Source organism: Winogradskyella pulchriflava (genome assembly GCF_042434315.1).
In the GTDB taxonomy this organism is placed as follows: Bacteria; Bacteroidota; Bacteroidia; order Flavobacteriales; family Flavobacteriaceae; genus Winogradskyella; species Winogradskyella pulchriflava.
Map to the genome: position 1 here is coordinate 793,921 of NZ_JBHLTQ010000001.1, position 22,031 is coordinate 815,951.

Annotated in this window: 18 protein-coding genes; 7 read left to right on the top strand and 11 right to left on the bottom strand. The window is 33.3% G+C overall.

What is annotated here, in order from left to right:
• Positions 1-12: 12 nt before the first annotated feature.
• The 3 genes from ACFFGA_RS03495 (at position 13) to ACFFGA_RS03505 (ending at position 4,722) form a co-directional block, all read left to right on the top strand.
• Entirely contained in the window at positions 13-2,025 is a 2,013-nt protein-coding gene (locus tag ACFFGA_RS03495; RefSeq protein WP_386059713.1) for a fumarate reductase/succinate dehydrogenase flavoprotein subunit, read from the top strand.
• Between the two features lie 77 nt (positions 2,026-2,102).
• Positions 2,103-2,849 (top strand): succinate dehydrogenase/fumarate reductase iron-sulfur subunit, encoded by a 747-nt coding sequence (locus ACFFGA_RS03500; protein ID WP_386059716.1) that lies wholly within the window; start codon positions 2,103-2,105, stop codon positions 2,847-2,849.
• A 100-nt stretch (positions 2,850-2,949) separates the two neighbouring features.
• Positions 2,950-4,722 carry a MutS-related protein gene (locus ACFFGA_RS03505; RefSeq protein ID WP_386059719.1) on the top strand — a complete coding sequence of 591 codons (1,773 nt, stop codon included), beginning with the start codon at positions 2,950-2,952 and terminating at the stop codon, positions 4,720-4,722.
• A gap of 3 nt (positions 4,723-4,725) precedes the next feature.
• Here ACFFGA_RS03505 and ACFFGA_RS03510 read toward each other — a convergent pair whose 3' ends face one another.
• The 3 genes from ACFFGA_RS03510 to rplU form a co-directional block, all read right to left on the bottom strand.
• A complete protein-coding gene (locus ACFFGA_RS03510) occupies positions 4,726-5,445 on the bottom strand; it encodes a GldM family protein (protein ID WP_386059721.1) in 720 nt (239 codons plus the stop codon).
• A gap of 167 nt (positions 5,446-5,612) precedes the next feature.
• Entirely contained in the window at positions 5,613-5,873 is a 261-nt protein-coding gene (rpmA, locus tag ACFFGA_RS03515) for a 50S ribosomal protein L27 (protein ID WP_299115548.1), read from the bottom strand.
• Positions 5,874-5,907: 34 nt separating this feature from the next.
• Positions 5,908-6,600 carry a 50S ribosomal protein L21 gene (rplU, locus tag ACFFGA_RS03520; RefSeq protein ID WP_386059724.1) on the bottom strand — a complete coding sequence of 231 codons (693 nt, stop codon included), beginning with the start codon at positions 6,598-6,600 and terminating at the stop codon, positions 5,908-5,910.
• A gap of 303 nt (positions 6,601-6,903) precedes the next feature.
• On the opposite strand from rplU, the gene ACFFGA_RS03525 reads away from it, so the two are divergent.
• The gene (locus tag ACFFGA_RS03525) at positions 6,904-8,223 is read left to right on the top strand and encodes a M16 family metallopeptidase (protein WP_386059727.1); all 1,320 of its coding nucleotides are present in this window, start codon (positions 6,904-6,906) and stop codon (positions 8,221-8,223) included.
• A 19-nt stretch (positions 8,224-8,242) separates the two neighbouring features.
• Positions 8,243-10,294, top strand: a complete 2,052-nt coding sequence (locus ACFFGA_RS03530; RefSeq protein WP_386059730.1) for a M16 family metallopeptidase — start codon at positions 8,243-8,245, stop codon at positions 10,292-10,294.
• Between the two features lie 56 nt (positions 10,295-10,350).
• Here ACFFGA_RS03530 and ACFFGA_RS03535 read toward each other — a convergent pair whose 3' ends face one another.
• The gene (locus tag ACFFGA_RS03535; RefSeq protein ID WP_386059733.1) at positions 10,351-11,229 is read right to left on the bottom strand and encodes a DMT family transporter; all 879 of its coding nucleotides are present in this window, start codon (positions 11,227-11,229) and stop codon (positions 10,351-10,353) included.
• 96 nt (positions 11,230-11,325) lie between these two features.
• On the opposite strand from ACFFGA_RS03535, the gene ACFFGA_RS03540 reads away from it, so the two are divergent.
• Positions 11,326-11,841: a heavy-metal-associated domain-containing protein gene (locus ACFFGA_RS03540; protein ID WP_386059736.1), complete on the top strand. Its 516-nt coding sequence runs from the start codon at positions 11,326-11,328 to the stop codon at positions 11,839-11,841.
• Positions 11,842-11,891: 50 nt separating this feature from the next.
• Here ACFFGA_RS03540 and ACFFGA_RS03545 read toward each other — a convergent pair whose 3' ends face one another.
• The 3 genes from ACFFGA_RS03545 to ACFFGA_RS03555 form a co-directional block, all read right to left on the bottom strand.
• A complete protein-coding gene (locus ACFFGA_RS03545; protein WP_386059739.1) occupies positions 11,892-12,254 on the bottom strand; it encodes a hypothetical protein in 363 nt (120 codons plus the stop codon).
• 68 nt (positions 12,255-12,322) lie between these two features.
• The gene (locus tag ACFFGA_RS03550; protein ID WP_386059741.1) at positions 12,323-13,726 is read right to left on the bottom strand and encodes a DUF5689 domain-containing protein; all 1,404 of its coding nucleotides are present in this window, start codon (positions 13,724-13,726) and stop codon (positions 12,323-12,325) included.
• Positions 13,727-13,754: 28 nt separating this feature from the next.
• Positions 13,755-16,544, bottom strand: a complete 2,790-nt coding sequence (locus ACFFGA_RS03555; protein ID WP_386059744.1) for a carboxypeptidase regulatory-like domain-containing protein — start codon at positions 16,542-16,544, stop codon at positions 13,755-13,757.
• A 137-nt stretch (positions 16,545-16,681) separates the two neighbouring features.
• Between ACFFGA_RS03555 and ACFFGA_RS03560 the strand changes: the two genes are divergently transcribed.
• Entirely contained in the window at positions 16,682-17,764 is a 1,083-nt protein-coding gene (locus ACFFGA_RS03560) for an endonuclease/exonuclease/phosphatase family protein (protein WP_386059747.1), read from the top strand.
• A 65-nt stretch (positions 17,765-17,829) separates the two neighbouring features.
• On the opposite strand, the gene ACFFGA_RS03565 is transcribed toward ACFFGA_RS03560, so the two are convergent.
• The 4 genes from ACFFGA_RS03565 to ACFFGA_RS03580 form a co-directional block, all read right to left on the bottom strand.
• Positions 17,830-18,273: a hypothetical protein gene (locus ACFFGA_RS03565; protein ID WP_386059750.1), complete on the bottom strand. Its 444-nt coding sequence runs from the start codon at positions 18,271-18,273 to the stop codon at positions 17,830-17,832.
• A gap of 53 nt (positions 18,274-18,326) precedes the next feature.
• Positions 18,327-20,675, bottom strand: a complete 2,349-nt coding sequence (pbpC, locus tag ACFFGA_RS03570; protein ID WP_386059753.1) for a penicillin-binding protein 1C — start codon at positions 20,673-20,675, stop codon at positions 18,327-18,329.
• Positions 20,676-20,751: 76 nt separating this feature from the next.
• On the bottom strand, positions 20,752-21,066 hold the full coding sequence (locus ACFFGA_RS03575; protein ID WP_386059756.1) for an antibiotic biosynthesis monooxygenase family protein: 315 nt from the start codon (positions 21,064-21,066) through the stop codon (positions 20,752-20,754).
• Positions 21,067-21,144: 78 nt separating this feature from the next.
• A complete protein-coding gene (locus ACFFGA_RS03580; protein WP_386059759.1) occupies positions 21,145-21,996 on the bottom strand; it encodes an SH3 domain-containing protein in 852 nt (283 codons plus the stop codon).
• Positions 21,997-22,031: the final 35 nt, after the last annotated feature.

Below are 22,031 nucleotides of genomic sequence, written 5' to 3' on the forward strand. Positions count from 1 at the left end.
AAAATAGCTTTTATGGCTTTAGATTCTAAAATACCAAAAGGTCCAATTGCAGACAAATGGACCAATTATAAAAATCACATTGACTTAGTAAATCCAGCTAACAAGCGTAACATTGATGTTATTGTTGTTGGTACTGGTTTAGCAGGTGGCTCTGCTGCTGCAACTTTAGCAGAATTAGGTTATAATGTTAAGGCATTTTGTTTTCAAGATTCACCAAGACGTGCACACTCAATTGCTGCACAAGGTGGAATTAATGCTGCTAAAAACTACCAAGGAGATGGTGACTCAACATACCGATTATTTTACGATACAGTAAAAGGTGGTGATTACCGTTCGCGCGAAGCAAACGTATATCGTTTAGCTGAGGTATCGGCAAATATAATTGACCAATGTGTGGCTCAAGGAGTACCTTTTGCTCGTGAATATGGTGGGTTGTTGGATAACCGTTCGTTTGGTGGAGTATTGGTGTCTCGTACGTTTTACGCAGCCGGACAAACCGGACAGCAATTATTACTCGGAGCATATTCTGCTATGAACCGTCAAATCGGTCGTGGTAAAATTAAAATGTACAACCGTCACGAAATGTTAGACGTGGTTGTTGTAGGTGGAAAAGCTCGAGGTATCATAACACGTAACTTAATTACTGGAGAAATTGAACGTCATTCAGCTCATGCTGTAGTTTTAGGAACTGGTGGTTATGGTAATGTATTCTTCTTATCGACAAATGCGATGGGAAGTAACGTAACAGCAGCTTGGAAAGCACACAAACGTGGTGCTTATTTTGCAAATCCTTGTTATACACAAATTCATCCAACTTGTATTCCTGTTTCTGGAGATCATCAGTCTAAATTAACGTTAATGTCTGAGTCACTTCGTAACGATGGACGTATTTGGGTACCTAAGAAAATGGAAGATGTTGAGGCGATTAGAAACAAAACATTGAAACCAAAAGATATTGCAGAAGAAGACAGAGATTACTACTTAGAGCGTCGTTATCCAGCCTTTGGAAATTTAGTGCCTCGTGATGTGGCATCTCGTGCTGCAAAAGAACGTTGTGATGCTGGTTTTGGTGTTAACGCAACTGGTGAAGCTGTATTCTTAGATTTTGCTTCGTCAATAACACGTTACGGAAAAGAGCAAGCTCACGTTAAAGGTTTAGATGAAAATGATGCCGTTTTAGTTAAGAAATTAGGACAAGAAGTTGTTAAAAATAAATACGGAAACTTATTCCAAATGTATGAGAAGATTGTAGATCAAAATCCATACGAAACACCAATGATGATTTATCCAGCAGTACATTACACAATGGGAGGTATTTGGGTAGATTACAATTTAATGACAACTGTTCCTGGTTTATATTGTATTGGAGAAGCTAACTTCTCAGATCATGGTGCAAACAGACTTGGAGCTTCGGCATTAATGCAAGGTTTGGCAGATGGTTACTTTGTATTACCATATACAATTGGTGATTATTTATCTGATGATATTCGTACAGGACCAATCTCTACAGATACCAAAGAATTTGAAGAGGCTGAAAAAGAAGTTCGTGATAGATTGAATTTCTTCGTTACCAATGAAGGAAAACATTCTGTAGATTATTTCCACAAAAAATTAGGAAAAATCATGTGGAACAAAGTAGGTATGTCTAGAAATGTAACAGGATTAACTGAAGCAATTTCTGAAATAAAAGAACTTAGAGCACAATTTTGGAGAGACGTTAAAGTACCTGGAACTAACGAAGAGTACAACGAAGAATTAGCAAAAGCTGGCCGTGTTGCAGATTTCTTAGAGCTTGGTGAATTATTTGCTAAAGATGCACTTAATAGAGAAGAATCTTGTGGAGGACACTTTAGAGAAGACTCTGTAGAGTTAGATGGAGAGCAAAAAGGTGAAGCTTTACGTGATGATGAAAACTTTGCATACGTTGCAGCTTGGGAATATAAAGGAGAACCTAGCGATGCTGTTTTGCATAAAGAACAGTTAGAGTTTAAAGATATTGAATTAAAACAAAGAAGTTACAAATAAATAGTTTATGGTTGATAGTTGTTAGTTCACGGCAACAACAACTAACAACAAACAACTAAAAACCAAAAACTAAAGAAATGAATTTAACACTAAAGATTTGGCGTCAAAAAAACGCAAGTGATAAAGGAAAAATGGTTGACTACAAAGTCAACGATATTTCACCAGATATGTCTTTCCTTGAAATGTTAGATGTATTAAACGAACAGTTAATAAACAAAGGAGAAGAGCCAGTAGCTTTTGATCACGATTGTCGTGAAGGTATTTGCGGTATGTGTTCTTTATACATCAATGGTGAAGCTCATGGTCCAGATCGTGGAATCACAACATGTCAGTTGCACATGCGAATGTTTAAAGATGGTGATACAATTACGATTGAGCCATTTAGAGCCACTGCATTTCCTGTAATTAAAGATTTAATTGTAGATAGAAGTTCTTTTGATCGTATTCAACATGCAGGTGGATTTATCTCAGTAAATACGTCTGGAAATACTATAGATGCCAATGCTATCCCTGTAAATAAACACGATGCAGATAAAGCTTTTGAAGCTGCTACTTGTATTGGTTGTGGTGCTTGTGTAGCATCTTGTAAAAACTCAAGTGCTATGCTATTTGTTGGTGCTAAAGTATCTCAATTTGCACTTTTACCACAAGGTAAAGTTGAAGCAACAGACCGTGTTTTAAATATGGTAAAACAAATGGACGAAGAAGGGTTTGGTAACTGTACCAATACTGGAGCTTGCGAAGTAGAGTGTCCTAAAGGTATTTCTTTAGAGAACATAGCACGTATGAATCGTGAGTATTTGGCTGCTAGTCTAAAAGGTTAATCATAGAATTTTTCATGCTGAATAGGTTTCAGCATATCAAATAAATCAAATTCCCAAGGTAATGTCTTATCTTGGGAATTTTAGTTTTCAAGTCTAAATTATGCAAAACCCAGATGATTTTTATAAAGAACAATTAGAATTAAATCAGATAGCATCTAAACGTTTATTTAAGCAAATGAGTTTGCTTAGTACGCTTAGACTTTCTGTTTTTATATTAGCTGCTGTTGGTATTTATTTCACTTTTGAGCAGTGGCAAGTTGCGACTGTAATTGGTGTTTTGGGTATAGCGATATTTTTGTTTTTATTGTCGAGATATACAGACCTTAAATCAAAACGAGCACTTCATAAAAGATTGGTGGTTATTAATGAAGATGAGATTAAGATTGCATCTGGTGATTTCCATGACAGAGCAGATGGTGCGCAATTTCAAAATCCAAAACACTTTTATAGTTTAGATATTGATTTATTTGGAAAAGGGTCTTTCTTTCAATTTTTAAACAGAACTGCAATAAAAGAAGGGACAGAAAAATTAACGCAGCAATTACTCGCAAATGATATTTCTCATATTGAAAACAGGCAAGAGGCTATTCAAGAATTAGCATCATTGCCAAAATGGAGGCAAAACTATTTGGCTGTAGCTCAAGGTGTAGAAATAGAACATTCTGCAAAATCAACTATTACATGGCTAAAGAACTATCAGCCGTTTTTAGGTAAAATACAGTATGCCTTATCGATTGGTTTTAGCATGGCTTCAATAGTACTTTTGGTATTGGGAATTGTTGAAATTATCCCGATTTCAATTATAGGTTATTGGTTGTTATTAGGCATGGGAATTACAGGTGTTTATTTAAAGAAAATAAATATACTCGCTCAACATACTGAGCAAGCCAAGGACACTTTTAGGCAATATGCATTATTGTTAAATGCTATTGAGACTTCAGAGTTTAATTCTGAATTATTGAAAACCAAACAAAAGCTAATCCAGTCCGAAAACCGTAAAGCGTCTGATATATTTTCACAGTTTTCAAAAGCTTTAGATGCATTGGATAATAGAAATAACCTTATTTCGGCTATTTTAGGAAACGGTTATTTTTTAATAGATATTAGAAACAGTTACCGAATAGAACAGTGGATTACTAAATATGCAGACAAAGTTGAAGACTGGTTTGAAGTGGTCACCTTCTTTGATGCCTATAACAGCTTTGGTAATTATGCTTTTAATCATCAAGATTTCACCTATCCTAAAATTACAAATGAACCGACAACAATTTCAGCTGAAGCTTTAGGTCATCCCTTACTAAATTCAGAAAAACGAGTTGATAGTGATTTAGAACTAAAAGAAGAACAATTCTTTATTGTTACTGGTGCAAATATGGCTGGAAAAAGCACCTTTTTAAGATCGGTTGCACTTTATATCGTAATGGCTAATGTTGGGTTGCCGGTTTGTGCAAAGGAAAGTAAATACAAGCCTATAAAATTAATTACAAGCATGCGAACAACAGATTCGTTAACTGATGATAGCTCGTACTTCTTTAGTGAGCTTACGCGTTTAAAATTTGTAGTAGATACTATTGAAAACGATAAAAATTATTTTGTAATTCTAGACGAAATTTTAAAAGGCACCAACAGCACAGACAAAGCCATTGGCTCTCGAAAGTTTGTTGAAAAATTAGTAAAACAAAATGCCACGGGAATTATAGCTACACACGATTTAAGCCTTACAGAAATCGAAAAGGAATTAGAAGCTGTTAAGAACTATTACTTCGATGCAGAAATCATAAACGACGAACTCTATTTTGATTACAAACTAAAGCAAGGAGTTTGCCAAAATATGAATGCCAGTTTTTTGTTGAAGAAGATGGAAATTGTTTAGTGATTATTCAATTATTTTTATAATTATTGGTGCAATTTTCTTTAAGCGATAATTAGACCTTCCACGTATATAGACGGAGATATCAAAAATAACTATATTGTCATTTGGTATTAATAAAGTGAACAGATCATTTGCTCTTACGTTCATTTTGTTGCCATCTATTTTGATTGTTCTGTAATGAGGCATTTTAATCTTAAATGATGTCACATAAAAATTCAAATCGAATAAAAATTCATTTATTTTTGCTCCAATGATAGCATCGGTTAATTCCTCTTTTTTTAATTTCAATTCGCACATAGAACCGCATCCAATATTATTTATTGTTCCTATAGGTGGTTTTATATCTTTAATCCTTAAGGTTTTTACTTCAGTTAAAGAATCTCCATTCTTGAGTTTAGATTTTATTTCAATATCTATGGTATTTCCTTGTCCAGGATTTAAATTATAATTACCTAAGCTATCTTTTTTAGTTAATCCAGGTGCTTTAGCTTCAAAAGACAAAGTATTTGGCTTGGAAATATAAATAGGATTAGAAACTCCTCTATAAACCACATTCATATTCTGTAGTTCCACCGCAGCTTCGGTATGCAAGGTATCAGAAGCCTCAAGGATTCGAATTCTTTCCTTTAATACTATGTTCTCTGCACGTAGTTGAGTTTTACTTTCAGTGGGTTTACAGCTTAGTATGAGAATTAATATAAGAAAGGAAAGTATGCTTTTCATTTTAAATAGTTGGTGTTTATGTTGCTAACACCTATATAACGTTAAATATTGTAATTTAATTTTTGGAGACCTTTCAGGTTTTTAAAACCTGAAAGGTCTGGTACAACAAACTAAAAAACCCTCTCTGAAAACAGAAAGGGTTTAAATTGTTTTAAGAAAAGAATTTCTTAAGCCTCAAAAGGCTCAATAGAAACGTAAGACTTGTTGTCTTTTTTCTTAGTAAATTTTACGATACCATCAACTTGGGCATGTAAAGTATGATCTTTTCCTTGGTACACGTTTTCACCTGGGTGATGTGTGTTACCACGTTGTCTTATGATAATGTTTCCAGCTACAGCAGCTTGTCCACCAAAAATCTTAACACCTAAGCGTTTCGATTCTGATTCTCTACCGTTTTTAGAACTACCAACTCCTTTTTTATGAGCCATTGTCTTAAGGTTTTAATGTTATACTTAAATGGAATTATTTTTCAATTCCACCGTCTAATCTATCTTGTAATTCTTTAAGCTCATCCCACTTACCTTCAGCAGCTAATTTAGCTTGCTTTGGCCAAGTATCTGTAACGATGTGAGCTAATCTTGAGCTAGCTTCAGAAAGCACATTGCTTAATTCTTCTGGCTTAGCTTTAGCAACTTTAGCAAAAGTTTCGTATCCAGCGTTTACCAATGCCTCAGCAGCTTTTGGTCCAGCACCTTCAATTTTCTTTAAATCGTCAGCTTTTCCTGATGCTTTTTTAGCAGCAGCCTTAGGTGCAGCTTTTTCAGCTTTAGGTGCAGTAGCTTTCGCTTCTACTTTCGGTTCAGCTTTCTTAGTTTCTTTTTTTGGAGCTGCTTTTTTAGCTCCAGAAGCAACAATGCTTTCAATTACGATTTCAGTTAAGGCTTGTCTGTGACCATTTTTTACACGGTAACCCTTACGTCTTTTCTTTTTGAAAACTATCACTTTATCACCTTTAAGGTGCTTTAAGACTTTTGCACTTACTTGTGCTCCGTCTATAGCTGGGGCGCCTAAAGTAGTTTTGTCACCATCTCCTATTAAAAGAACGTTATCAAAAGAAACGTTTTTACCTTCTTCAGTAGATAAACGGTTAACAAAAACTTTTTGGTCTTTTTCAACTTTGAATTGATGCCCTGCTATCTCTACAATTGCGTACATAGCGTAACGTTTTTATTAATTTGTTTAATAATTAAAATGCGCTTTTCTCAGAAAGCGGATGCAAATATACTCCTAAATTCTTAATCTACAAACGTTTTAAGGCTTTTAGGATAGTTTCTATGGAGATTTTAAAAAGGTTGATTACTAACCATTTAATTTTAAGAGCTATTTAATTCAGTTTTCACATTTTATTATGTTAAAAAAGGCATATGATTCCTTATTTTTGCAAGGCTTTGTGTAACAAACGGTATTTACCTTAGACAAACACTAAAACAATTTTTAAAACTTAAACACTATTTAATAATGAAAAAAAGCTTATTTACTCTAGCACTTTTGTTGCTTGTTGGGTTTCATTCCAATGCGCAGAAAGTAGAATTTCAAGAGTTTGATTTAGACAATGGATTACATGTCATCATGCACCAAGATAACACAGCTCCTGTTGTAATTACTTCTGTAATGTATGATGTAGGTGGAAAAGACGGTGATAGAGAAAGAACTGGTTTTGCTCATTTCTTTGAGCACTTATTATTTGAGGGTTCTGAAAATATTGGTCGTGGTGAATTTATGAAAATAATTCCTGCAAATGGAGGAACATTCAACGCTAACACTTCTCAAGATAGAACTTATTATTACGAAATCTTTCCGTCTAATAAATTAGAATTAGGACTATGGTTAGAGTCTGAGCGTATGTTACATCCTGTTATTGATCAAGTTGGTGTAGACACTCAAAACGAAGTAGTAAAAGAGGAAAAACGTCAGAGTTATGACAACAGACCTTATGGTGGACTTATAAAAACAATTGGTGAGAGCCTTTTTGAAGTTCATCCTTATAAAGATGAGAATATAGGTAAGATGGAGCATTTAGATGCTGCTACCCTAGAAGAGTTTAATGCTTATTTTAAAAAATATTACGTGCCAAACAATGCAGTTTTAGTTGTGGCAGGCGATATTGATTATGATAAGACTAAAAAATTGGTTAAAGAATACTTCAGTGCTGTTAAAAGAGGTCCAGATGTTGTACGTGATTTTCCAAAGGAAACACCGATTACTGAAACCAAGAAGGTTACTGCATATGATAAGAATATCCAGGTGCCAGCAATTATTGCGGCTTATAGATTACCAGGACAAGCAACGAGAGATGCGTATGTGTTGGATATGATTTCTAGTTATTTAAGTGATGGTAAAAGTTCAGTATTACAAAAGAAATTAATGGATGAGCAAAAGCAAGCCTTGGCAGTACAAGCTGTAAATATAGGTCAGGTAGATTATAATATTTTCGCCCTATTTGCTTTACCATTAGGAGATGTGAGTTTAGAGACTTTATTGGCAGAAATGGATGAAGAAATTGTAAAACTTCAGAACGAATTGATTAGTGAACGTGATTATGAAAAACTATTAAACAAGTTTGAAAATCAGTTTGTAAATTCTAACTCTAGCGTTGCAGGTATAGCGAGTTCTTTAGCTACATATTACTTATTATATGGTGATGTAAACATTATTAACAATCAGTTAGAAACATATAGATCTATCACACGTGAAGACATACAGCAAGCGGCTAAAAAATATTTAAGCCCTAATCAGCGTGTGGAAATTGAATACTTACCTAAAAAAGACGAACAATAAGATGAAATCAGCATATAACATGAAAAACAAAATAGTAGCATTTTTTGCATTATTTATAATGACTATTGGTGCAAGTGCGCAAATAGATAGATCTAAACAACCAGAAGCTGGTCCAGAACCAGAGATTACAATTGCTAAGCCACAAGAGTTTGAGTTAAAAAATGGCTTAAAAGTTTTAGTGGTAGAAAACCATAAATTACCAAGAGTATCTTATTCTTTAAGAATTGACAATCAGCCTATTTCTACAGGCAAAAAGGCTGGAGTAGAAAGCATACTAGGTAGCATGTTAGGAAACGGTACGACTACAATTTCTAAAGATGAGTTTAATGAAGAGATCGACTTTCTTGGAGCACGATTAAATTTCGGATTTAGTGGAGGTTTTGCTACGTCGTTAACTAAATATTCTGATAGAATACTAGAATTGTTAGCAGGTGCAGCTATAAACCCACTTTTGACAGAAGAAGAATTTGAGAAAGAAAAAACAATCCTTCTCGAAAGTTTAAAAACGGATGCTAAAAACCCAGATGCTATTGCAAGTAGAGTTGGCGCAGCTTTATCGTATGGAGTAAATCACCCTTATGGTGAATTTACAACCGAAGAGACCATTAACAATGTAACTTTTGGTGATGTTGTTGCTTTTTACGAAAAGTACTTCAACCCTAATAATGCTTACTTAGTTGTTATTGGTGATGTAGAATTTAAAGATGTTAAAAAACAGATTAAGCAACATTTTGGTGAGTGGACTAAGTCTGTAGATGTAAATTCTACAGTGCCAAAACCAAATCCTAATGCACAATACACACAAATCAATTTTGTAGATGTGCCAGATGCTACGCAATCTAACATTTCTATTACAAATAATGTAAACTTAAAGATGAGTGATGAAGACTATCATGCAGCTTTAATCACTAACAACATCTTAGGTGGTGGTGGAGAAGGTTACTTGTTTAAAAACCTTAGAGAAGACAAAGGATATACTTATGGAGCATATTCTAGTTTAGGGACAGACAGATATGGCGCATCTCGTTTTAATGCAACTGCAAAAGTTAGAAACATGGTAACTGACAGTGCTGTTGTTGAAGCTTTAAAAGAAATTAATAGAATTAAAACAGAGCCAGTAGATCCTCAAACTTTAAAAGATGCAAAGGCTAAGTATATCGGTAATTTTGTAATGGCTTTAGAGCGTCCACAAACTATTGCTAATTATGCTCTAAATATTAAACTTAACGATTTACCAGAAGATTTCTACTCAACATATTTACAGAAAATTAAAGATGTTTCTGTAGAGGATGTACAAAGAGTTGCCAATAAATACCTTAAGACAGAAAACATGAGAGTTATTGTTGTAGGTAACGGATCAGAAGTATTGGAAAATCTTGAAAAAACAGGAATTCCTATTAAGTACTATGATAAGTTTGCTAACGCTACGGATAAACCAGTTTTTGAAATTCCAATGCCAGCAGATATGGATGTTGCTAAGGTATTAAACACCTATATCGAAAAAATAGGTGGTAAAGAGCGTTTAGCTAATGTAAATTCAGTTAAAATGACAGCTGAAGCAGAATTACAACCAGGTGTGATGATGAATCTTGAAATGAAAAGAACAAGTAAAAATCAATTTGCACAAGAAGTAACTGCAATGGGTCAATCGGTTATGAAAACTGTAGTTGGTGTTGATGGAGGATATATGGTTATGCAAGGTCAACGTAAGGATATGACTGAAGACGAACTTAAAGAAGCAAAAGCTGAGTCATCTCCTTTCCCGGAAGTTAATTACCTTAATGGAGGTGTAACATTAGAAAAGATTGAAAAGGTAGATGGTGAAAATGCTTATAAAGTTAAAGTTGATGAAGAAACATCTGTCTATTATAGTGTAGAAACAGGTTTAAAGATTAAAGAAGTTAAAACTTCTGCAATGGGATCTCAATCTACATTTTATGGTGATTACAGAGAAGTTGCAGGCATTATGTTTCCATTCAAAATTTCTCAAACAATGGGACCTCGTAAATTCGATTTCATTGTAAAAGATTTAAAAGTAAATGAAGGTGTTACTGATGCTGATTTTGACTAAGAATCAATAACATTAAAAAAATAGAATTAAAACCGAAGTGAAAGCTTCGGTTTTTTTTATGCTTTACGTTTATGAGATAAATAAACACCTACCAAAATTAATGATGCAGCAAGTGCTTGAATAAAGCTAAATGACTCTCCATCTATCACTCCCCAAATTAAAGCTATTATAGGCATAATGTATGTTACGGAAGATGCAAAAACTGGTGTTGAAATCTGAACTAATTTATTAAAGAGCACTTTAGCGATGGCAGTTCCAAAAACAGATAGAATGGTAACATATAGTAATGCCTTAGGTAGATTAGGATTATGAAACGTTTCAGAGGTAAAAAAGCCACTAAACAAAAGAATAATTAATGCAGGAATTACAATAAAGACATAATTTCCTGCTGCAATAGCTAAAGGTTTTACGTCTTGTAAATAGCGTTTTATAATATTAACATTTGCAGCGTACATTAAAGTAGAAGCTATAACAAAACCAGCATATAGGTAATTTTGATTTGGGTTCAATTCCGATCCTTTTAAGATTAAAATAGCAGTACCAATAAAACCGATAATAACACCTAGCACCTGTCGTTTTGTTGATGCAATTTTAAATACAGCAAAACCTAATAAAATAGTGTTTAATGGCACTAACGAATTTAATATTGAAGCCACCGCACTATCTATTTCGGTTTCGGCAATGGCAAAGAAAAATGCAGGAATAAAAGACCCTAAAAGTCCAGAAACGAGTAGCCATTTCCATTTTGATTTTGGGATGCTTTTCAATTTAGAAAAGCCAAAAGCAAAAAGAAGAAGTCCTGTTATTATAGTTCTTAACGCACCAAGTTGATAAGGCGTAAGTCCAAGCAATGACTTCTTAATTAAAATAAAAGAGCTTCCCCAAATAACCGAAAGCACTATCAAGTAAATCCATTTGATATTAGGATTTTTCATACAAATACAATATAAAAGAATCACAAAAATCGTTAATTCTTACACAAGAAACATCAATATTTATTAGATTTAGCCAAAATTTAATAGTTTAAATAAATGAAGACATTAAAAAACATATTATTTCTTTTTGGATTAGCATTAACAATAGCATCTTGTAAAAACGAAACTACACCAGAAGTAAAAACTATTGCTGTAGACGTAACAAGTGAGGATGTATCAAAATCTTTAGATCCTAATGCCACTTATGCTAAAGTGGAATTTGGAATTGAGGGTATGACATGTGCTATGGGTTGTGCTAAAACCATTGAAAAGAAAATGGCTAAAATGGACGGAGTTAAATCTGCAAAAGTAGATTTTGATAAGCGTTTAGCAATGGTTGAGTACGATGAAGCTAAAGTATCTCCAAAAACTTTAGAAGAAACAGTTGTAAAAGTTGCTGATATCTACAAGGTAAAAGATATGAAGGTTGTAGAAGACTTTAGTACTGAAACTAAAGCATGTAAAGCAGATTGTGATAAAGCTTGTTGCGCAAATAAAACAGAAGCAGAAAAAAAAGCTTGTAAAGCAGACTGTAAAAAAGCATGTTGTGCTAAAGAAAAAAAAGCTGAGTAATTAAAAGCCAATAAAAAATAAAAACGCTATCTGAAAAAGATAGCGTTTTTTTATTGTGCTTGTATTAGTATAAGCGCTATTGCAATGCAGCCTATGGGTAATAACCATAATGCATAAATGGAATTTTGTTTACGTTTTTGCTTAGCGTTAAGGATGTTTCGTTTCTTTCCGTTATAACGCACCCAGTTTTTAAATACAACGAATATAACTATAAGACTATATAGCACCCAGAATTTACCGCTAGACATTACAGACATTTTCATCTGCCTAGCAAAAGCCAAAAAAAAGGCTGCTAAAGCTAATATAATTGACAGCTCTAGGAAATTGATATAGAAGAGTGCAATACCAAGGCTACGCTTGCCTAGTGTCTTCTTATAATGATTAAAGATGGTAATATATAATCCGTCTAACATATTTAAATACATTAAAAAACAAAAACCTGCTACAAAGCAGGTTTTTGTATATAATCAGTGTTTTTAGTTTATAAACCTAAAACAGTAACATTATCTAACTCAAAAGTAGCAGCAGCACTTGTAGTTGAAGTGTATTTAAATGCAATATAAAGCATTTGTCCGTCTGCACTAGAAACATCAATGTTTCCAGAGTTAGTCCAAGTATTCCAGCTATTAGCATTTGGATCTATAATTACATCTAATTGTGTCCAAGATCCGTTAGAGTTAGGGTCGCCACCAGAATAATCAGTAGACATATATACTTCTAGATCATTACCATCGTAACGTTTATCTGTTTCAAAAAAGAAGAATGAATTTGTAACACTTGTTAAGTCTATAGCATTAGAAATTAACCAATCTTCATTGTTTTGAGCACCACCTGAATAACCATTCATGTAAGCACTTGGTGCTGGATTACCAAAATTCGTTGTGCCCCAAACTTGCGCACCAGTAACATTAAAAGTAGTCCAGTTATTTAAATTGTTAAATTCGTCTTGAAAAACAACATTAAAATCGTTAATGTCTAAAGGAGTACAACGTGCATTATCAAATTGTACATCGCTTAAATCATTTAATAAAAGAACCAAATTATCTCCTCCAAAAGTTTTTAAAACAACTGCTGTAATAGTACCGCCATTAGCTGTAGGAAGTGGTGTAAAATAAAAGTTAGCAAAAGAACTTGTTTCTAATGAAAAATTAGAATAACCAAAACCTTCACATGCCTGTAAGGTTCTTTGAGTGTCAAAGTCTTGAGAAGGATCTCCATAAGTGCTTCCACTTAACTCTTCAGGAAATTGAACATCATTAGCAATAATAAGCATACCAACATGACTTTCATTAATTGCAGATAAGCTTATTTCAAGAGGAACAATAGTTGAAGTAGTTGTAGATCTAAAAATTTTATTAGGAATTTGATTTGCAGTAAATTGACCAACTTCATCTTCATCTGGTTGACCTCCAATAGAAATAATTTCGTTTGAGTTATAACCAACATACATATCTTTCAGTCTAATATATACTTCGCGCCCTAAATTAAACTGATTATAAGAGTCTACCTGATTTAAAAGTACACCAATAGCAGCTGTTGGATTTTCAGGTGCATCTTGCATGTAAAATTCTTTGTAAAAATTACCTGTAGCATCTGAAGATGTTACATAACCTTTTACTACTAAATCATCTGGAATTTGTATAAAATGATCATAATCAAAACCAGATTGAGCATCTTCATATGTTTGGTAAAGGTTCTTTAAATCTGTAATTGAGATTTCAGTTAAATCTCCAGAAGCGAGTTCGTTCATAATGGTTGTTAAACCAGCATTTTCTTCATCTCCTAAGCTATTAGGTATTGAGTAATCATCATCTTCTACACAAGAAGTGATTGTAATACTTGCAAATGCAACAAGTATTAATGTTAATAATTTAGTTGTTTTCATAATTTGAAATTTATTTTTCATAGTTTTTTTAGAATCTAAAATATACATTTAAAAAGTAATTAGCGCCACGACCATACCAATATTTAGGTCCAAAACGACGCTTCGGGTTCGTATTGTCTTCAAGCAACTCTCTGTAGTTAGCATTTCTACCTTGCTCAAAACCTCCTGTTTTATATTCTTTATCTAGGATGTTTCCAACACTTGCAAAAAATCCAATAAAGTAATCATCTATTTTCCAAGATTTTCCACCGATTAGGTTTATTACCATATAGTCATCAAAACGTTCTTGTTTTAATAGTTCTGCAGCAATTTCTGGATCATAGTCGTTCATTGGTAAACCATCTGTTGGTTCTAAATAAAAACTAGATGTACGTAATAAAGGACTAACATCGACATAAGTATCAGCAAAGAAATTTGCAGTAGCGCCAAACCACCAATAATCTGGATCTCTATACTCAAAACCTACTGAGTAAGCTTTTTGTGGTCCACCAGCAACTTTATAATCCTTTAAATTTGATTCTCCATAAAATGCAGCTTGGTCATCCGATGATACATATAAATAAGGATTATTATCGTAAGTATATTGACCATAAGATGCAGCTCCTTTTAGTTTAATAGTTGGTGTTACCTGTGCTTCAATCCCAAGTTCTGCACCAATATGTCTTTTGTCAACACCTTGTAATACCTCGGAAACAAGGTTGTTGGTTTCAATATTACCTTGCTCATTTATAAAACCTCCAATACCATCTGCGTAGTAAAATGATATTTCATTGGCATCTTCAGTTTTTGTATAGAAACCAGTTAATTTTGCATTTACTATTGGTGATCTAAAAATATAACTTGCATCAATAGATGAGATTTTTTCTTCAGTAATTTCTTGACCAGTTACGTTTACACCATTTACAGTACCAACAACATCATGGTTTGCTCTTGAGTTAGAATACGTGTTTCGTAATGATGGTGCTCTTGTAATGTATCCTGCATTGACATCTAATAAATGTTTACCTGAAATTTTATAAGTAAAACCAGCTTTAGCACCAAATCCTGTAAAGTCTAATTTTTCTCCTTTTCCAAAAGAGTTAAATTGGTTGGCTTCATTTCTATATAAACCTTCTCTTTGGTATTCGGTTTTAGTAACACTTCCTGCTAAGTAAAAATCTACTTTATTGTATTTAAAAACACCTTGAGCGTAACCCGAAATGATGTCTGCATACAAGTTGTAGTTGTATCTAAATTTATCTCCTTCAAAAGCAACTTGGTCTGGGTTATTTAAATCAAATTGAAAACCATCAAAAGAGTCTACATTAAGGACACCTGTATTACTTCCTAAAAGATCTATAATTTCAGCAAAATTTTCAGATTTTAAATTTTTATAATTTATAGAAGCATTTAATATGATGTTTTCTGTTAACTCTTTGTTGAATATAGAACTTACTGTTACCTGACTGTCATCAGATCTGTCTTCATATAATGCATAAGCAGCATATCTACCACCTGTGTTATTAGTAAGGTTAGCATCAATTATACGATTCCAATCAATTTGACCATCGTTTATAAAGTTTTGTTCGGCTAGGTATGCTCCAGCATAATCTGGACCATCACTATCTGCCAAGAAATAACTTGGTAAATTTTGATAATATGCTGGGCTTGGATTTGCTCCACCTGGATAATCTAATCGGCTATTACCTAATTTTCCCCATTGATATCCAACATTTGTATTTAATGATGTTTTATCATTAATAGTCCAGTAATGGTTAAGCATTAAAATTGGCTCCTCAGTTTCTTTGATACGAGAATTTTTCTTATCACCATCTAAATAACCCCAATACTCGTTGTATTTTATACCTTTTAAGTCATAAACCTCTTGAGTGTTCGGAGATGATTTACCACGTCTGTTAGGAGCGTAGATAGATGTAAAGTTAATACTGTGCTTTTCGTTAATTTTCTTTTCTACAGAAGCGAAGAAAGAATTAGCATCGTATAACGTTGCATCTTGGTACCCTTCATCTCCCCATCTTCTACTTGCCATAAAAGCATAAGACCAGCCGCCTTCTAACAATCCAGAAGCATAACTCGCCATAATTCTATTCGTATAACTTCTATTAGATGAAGAGTAAGTTACTCGACCGCCTTTTCTATAACTAGAAGCTCTTGTAATAATATTTGTTGTTCCTAACACTCCTCCAAAGTTGTACTCAGAAGGTGTTAAACCAGATGTAAGAACTTGGTTTCTAACCATATCATTAAGTCCACCCCAATTACTCCACTGAGGTCTTCCGTTATAAACTTTATTCATTTCAATTCCGTTTATTAAAACAGAACCGTTGTCTGAATCTAAACCTCTTAATCTAAAGAATGATGAGCTAAACTCAAAAGCTGCAGTTCTTTGAAAAACATCCATCGAAGAGGCCAATAAGCCAGAAATGTTATCAGCACCACTTGTGTCATTGTTTAGTTCGTCATCCGATAAGGTTATTGTAAACAAATCTTGGGCTGCAGATTGTTCTACATCTAAACTCATATCCGTAATGTTTATGGTCTTACCCTCATTTACTATAATTGGATAGCGTTTTGTAGTGTAACCAGGTTTAGATAACCTTAAAACCTGCTCTCCTAATGGAACATTACTAGAAAAAATAAATTCACCTAAACCATCTGTCTGAGTAGTTAGATTTGTTTCTTCAATAGTTATGGTTACATCTGGAATTGGTTCTGATGATGTAGCATCTTTTACGCTACCCTTTATAATAGTGCTTTGAGCTACCATAGTAAAGGAAGAAAGAACTCCAAATAATAAAATAATTAAGCTTTTTTTCATACTAAATATTAAAGTTAATAGTCTTTGTAGATTAAATAAAAGTTATTTAAGGCGTGCAAATTTACATTATTTATAATAAATATATACTTTTGGCTCAAGATTTGTAATGTAATTAATGTTAACATAACATACACTAAATGAAAAAATTTAATCTAACTATAATTGTAATATTTCTTTTGGCATTATTTAATGTAAATGCGCAAGAAAAAAAGAAATTTAAAATTCATACCGTAGCATTCTACAATTTAGAGAATTTATTTGATACTATTAATGACCCTATTAAATATGATGAGGCAAGTCCAATTATGGAAATGAATGAAGCTTTAAGGGGAGAGGTTTATAAGAACAAAGTTCGCAATATGGCTAGGGTTGTCGCAGATATTGGTTCAGAAGACACCAATAACACTCCAGCTTTAATCGGAGTTTCAGAGGTGGAAAATAGACAGGTTTTAGTAGATCTAGTTAATGACCCACAATTATTACACAAAGATTATGGGATTATTCATTATGAATCTCCAGACAAAAGAGGTATTGATGTAGCTTTATTGTATCAGAAAGCATTATTTAAACCTAAAGATTCTAGCTCTCATGTATTACTTATCTATGATGATTTAACCAGAGATCGTGTTTATACTAGAGACCAATTATTAGTTAGTGGTGAACTAGACGGTGATTTAATTCATGTAATAGTAAATCACTGGCCTTCGAGAAGTGGTGGAGAAGCAAGAAGTAGGTCAAAAAGAGTTGGAGCAGCAAAATTAAATAAACGTATTATTGACTCTTTACAATCCATAGATCCTTACGCTAAGGTTATAACAATGGGTGATTTTAATGATAACCCAACAAATGCAAGTTTTAAAAAGGCTTTAAAAGCCAAGGCAGATAAGGACAAAATACCTCTTAAAGGCATATATAACCCTTTTGAAAATCAATACAAAAAAATGGGCCTGGGCACTACAGGTTATAGAGATGCATGGAGTTTGTTTGATATGGTTTTAATTACGCAACCATTTTTAGAAAAAGACTATTCTTCATTCCGATTTTATAAAGCAGGTATTTTTAATAAACATTACTTAACAAATAAAAGAGGAAGATATAAAGGTTATCCTTTTAGAAGTTTTGCAGACGGAGGTTTTACGGATGGATTTAGTGATCACTTTCCGGTTTATATTTACCTTATTAAGGAAGTAAAAGACGAAGAACCAAAAACTGAGAATTAAACAGTAATTAGGTAAAAAAAAAAGCGTCCAGAACAAAATTCTGGACGCTTTTTTTGCGATTTTATTTAAGCTTTAAACCAAAGATCCCAAGGAATTTTTGCCAATACTAAAACTAAAGCAATGGTATAGAAGATTGCTAACATCTTAAATTTTGGTTTAGAAGTTAATTTCTTTTTGTGTTTAGAATAACCAATGGTTACTAACGCAACAGCAATAATCATTGTAAGCGGATGCTCTACAATTAGGTTTCTTAAGGCAGAATTTTTCATTACTTCGCCCATACCTCCAACTTCACTTATAGTACCAAAATAATCTTTCATAAAAAACAGAACAATACCAATTAATAATTGAATGTGCATTGTAATCAGAGCAAATAATGAAATTCTAAAGTCTTTGGCATCAAATTCCTTATCACCGAAAAATTTAATAAGTGCGTTAAAAGTGGCAATTATTAATACTAAAAGTACTAAATAAGCCCATTTTGAATGTATAAATTGAACAATTTCCATAACTAATAAGTTGATTTATTTCTGTAAAAATAGGAATTTGCAGTTGAATGGAATCATTCCGAAATTGTAATTTTATGTTTTAGTTCATTTCCTAGTTCGTCCATAACCGTAATTATATGATCTCCAGAAGCTGGCATAACAGCCATATCATGAATGTCCTTTGTACTACCTACAAATTGACTGTCAATATACCAATAGAGTTCTAATTCTGGTTTTGAGTGTGCAACTTTTAGAATTAAATCATTGGTATTGCCATCAAAATCTTTGGGTAGAAAAATAGTGCTTTGCTGGTTTGGATAAATAAACTCCATACTAATACCTGAAGCTTCAGCACAATCATTTCTGTAAGGTGGAAGTGGTTTGTAAAATGGGTTTTTATTTTTGAAATAATAAGCTTGTAGAGGAGGAAGAATAAACCAAGGAATATTTTCTATATTAGTAATGGCTTCACATGAAGAATTCACTTGAAACTGCCCTGAATTATCCAAATGCACCAACTTATGAAATGGACAAGGTGCTCTTTTATTACCACTTTTTTGAATATATCTCAGTTCGGTTTCATCACAAATTGAAGAAGCTCTATAACCACTTTTTTTACAGATATTAACCTCTAACATTTCGTCATAAGGTGTAGTAAACCATTCACTTTTTGGTAAGACATCAAACACATCAAATAGAATAGGAGCAGCGGTTTGTACACCAACCAAACCTGGTCGTCCTTCTCCATCTGCATTACCCACCCAAACACCAACTACATAATTTTTTGTTGTGCCAATGGCCCAAGCATCTCTAAATCCAAAACTGGTTCCTGTTTTCCAAGCCACATCTTGCGAAGAATCGTAATATTCCCAACTATCATCACCTTCTGGCCGGTTCACTTGTTTCATGCTTTCAAAAGTGAGAAAGATGGAAGCTGCGTCAAAAACGTCTTTTTCATTTTGAAGCTTTCCAAAATTAGCAGGTTCTTTAGAGATATAAGTAGGTTGCACAAATTCATTGGTAAAATACTGACTAGAATTATCATTAAAGTGATTCAATGTTGAAGCCATAGCAGCATAACTTTTACATAAATCCCAAAGATTACTTTCTGCACCTCCCAGCACCAAAGACAAACCATAATGATTTGCATTGTATTTTAAATCTTTGAGTTGAAGTTGTTTTAAATAATGATAAAAGCGATCCAAACCAAAATCTTGAAGCATTCGCACTGCAGGAACATTCAACGAACGCGATAAAGCTTCATTGGCAAATACAGCTCCATCATAAGATTTATTAAAATTTTCTGGTTGGTAACTGCCAAATTGAGTTGGCACATCTGCAACTAACATATTTGGCAGTAAATCGCCAGCATCTAACATTGAAGCATATAAAAAGGGTTTTAGAATACTACCTGTACTTCTTGGTTTATCAATAATATCAACACTTTTTTGATGTGCTTTATCTGTTGGTGCATTGCCAACATAAGCCAACACTTCTCGTGTATTGACATCTAAAACTAAAACGGAAATATTATAAATTTCATTCTGTTTTAATAGGTTGTAATGTTGTTTCACTATAGAATTTGCTTGCTCTTGGAGCGAAATTTTTACAGTAGTTTTAATACGTTCTCCTTTGTATTTTTTAGCAACCTTCTGAAGCAAATGCGGTGCAATTTGTGGTAATGGATAAGGTTTTTGCGGCAGACCTTCTTCAATAGATAACTTATAAGTTAATTCGTCAATGGTACCATTTTCAAATAGTTTTTTCAATAATCGATTACGCTTATCTAATAATCGTTTTTGGTTTTTTCCTGGATAAATTAAACTCGGAGCATTTGGTAAAACGGCTAAAGTTGCACTTTCTGCCCATGATAAATCTGAAGCATTTCTGTTAAAATACCTCCAAGATGCCGCATCGATGCCCACTACATTGCCTCCAAAAGGAGCGTAACTAGCATAAAGATTTAATATTTCAGCTTTAGATAACCTAAATTCTAATCGTGTGGCTAAAATTAATTCTTTAAACTTTTCAAAATACGTGCGCGATTGTCCTTTTCGAGATAAACGAATCACTTGTTGTGTAATGGTGCTGCCCCCACGTTTTACAGAACCCGAACTTAAATTGCCTTTTAAAGCTTTAAAAATTGAAATAGGATTAAAACCAGGATGTTTGTAAAAATATTCGTCTTCAAACTGAAGAATACAGGTTTTAAATTTATCTGGAATACTATCACTTGCAGGAAATCGCCATTGACCATCATCTGCAATAAGTGCACCTAACAATTCATTAGAATTACTTGTAATTACTGTGGCTGTTGGATCTTTAAATAATTGCTTTGGTAAACAGAAATAATAAGCCACAAGAAGTATAGCGACAATTGCCGATTTTATCTTGTTGCGTTTTATGTAGTTTATTAATTTCATTTTAAAGAGACAGTCACTCTGAGTGCAGTTGAAGTATTATATTTTAGATGCTGAAATAAATTGAGCATGACAAACCTTAAAGAGCTTTCGTGAATTCGTACTCGCGTTCTACTTTGCAAATCCTTACATTATACCAATTATACCATTGTTCGCGGCCTTTTTGTTGTGCAAATAAATGGTCTGTGTTGGCTTTCCAGTTTTTAATGGCTTCTAAGCTTTCCCAATAGCTTAATGTTATGCCGACTTCATTTCTGGCAGAATCTATGCCAATAAAACCCTTTTGTTGTTTGGCTAGATTTTCCATTTTTTCAGCCATTTCTGAATAGCCTTCTATAGCTTCAGTTTGTGTTGAGGTGAAAATTACGGCGTAGTATGGTTTAGAGTTTTTCATATCTATTTTATTAGACCTTTTAGATGAGATACTGAAACAAGTTCAGCATGACAAATCTAAAAGGTCATTTTTTATGGTTCAAGACCCTTTTGGCATCTCAAATTCAATTATTTTTTCTGTGATATTATCTTCAGAATCTGTCAAGATAAATTTAATAAAAACACGATTTGTAGTTACACTAACAGGAATATCTTTTATGTTTTTAACATTACTTACATAAGTCAACCAATCTTCTCCACATTTATCAACCACATCATCTTTTAAATCCTTAATTGCTGTTTCAATAAATTGTTTCCAATCCTTTTCTGTGTAGGCTAAAGTCTCAAAAGTATTAGACCTTAATTGTTTAAGTGGCTTCCATTCTGTGTCGAATTGTTTCCATTCGTTTGTATTACATTTTGAATCAGAGCTCATAAATGAGAAACTGTTTTCGTAACGTTGAAATAAACTCACTTGCTTATAATCGTTATCAATTAAAACAATTTGTTTTCCTTCTGGCGAATCGCTTACATCAACATTGATAGTTGCTTTATCTTCATCTTTTAGGTTATGAGTTCTTTTATAATCACTCGTTGCTAAATTTTTGATTTCAACATTTAGATCATCAAGATTTACTCTGATAGTTCTTGCGATTTTATTTGGTGATAAATACCCATTAAACACATATCCAATGTGGTTTCTGGTTTCTACTTTCACCCATTTTCCACTGATTTTTTCACCAGCATCTAATACGACTAGGTTTTTGTCAGTTTCTTCTAATACACCAATGGCTTCGCCATAAGCTAATTTTGTCAGCATTTTTCCGCTAACATCTGGCTGATCTCTAAGAGATAAACCACTTTCTGCTGCTACATACGCTTCTTGTTGTGCTGTCGCAATTGCCATATTGAATACTAAAGCGATCGCTAAAATCATTTTTAAATTTTTCATAATTACTTGTTTTTAAGTTTAACATTTTAGCGGTT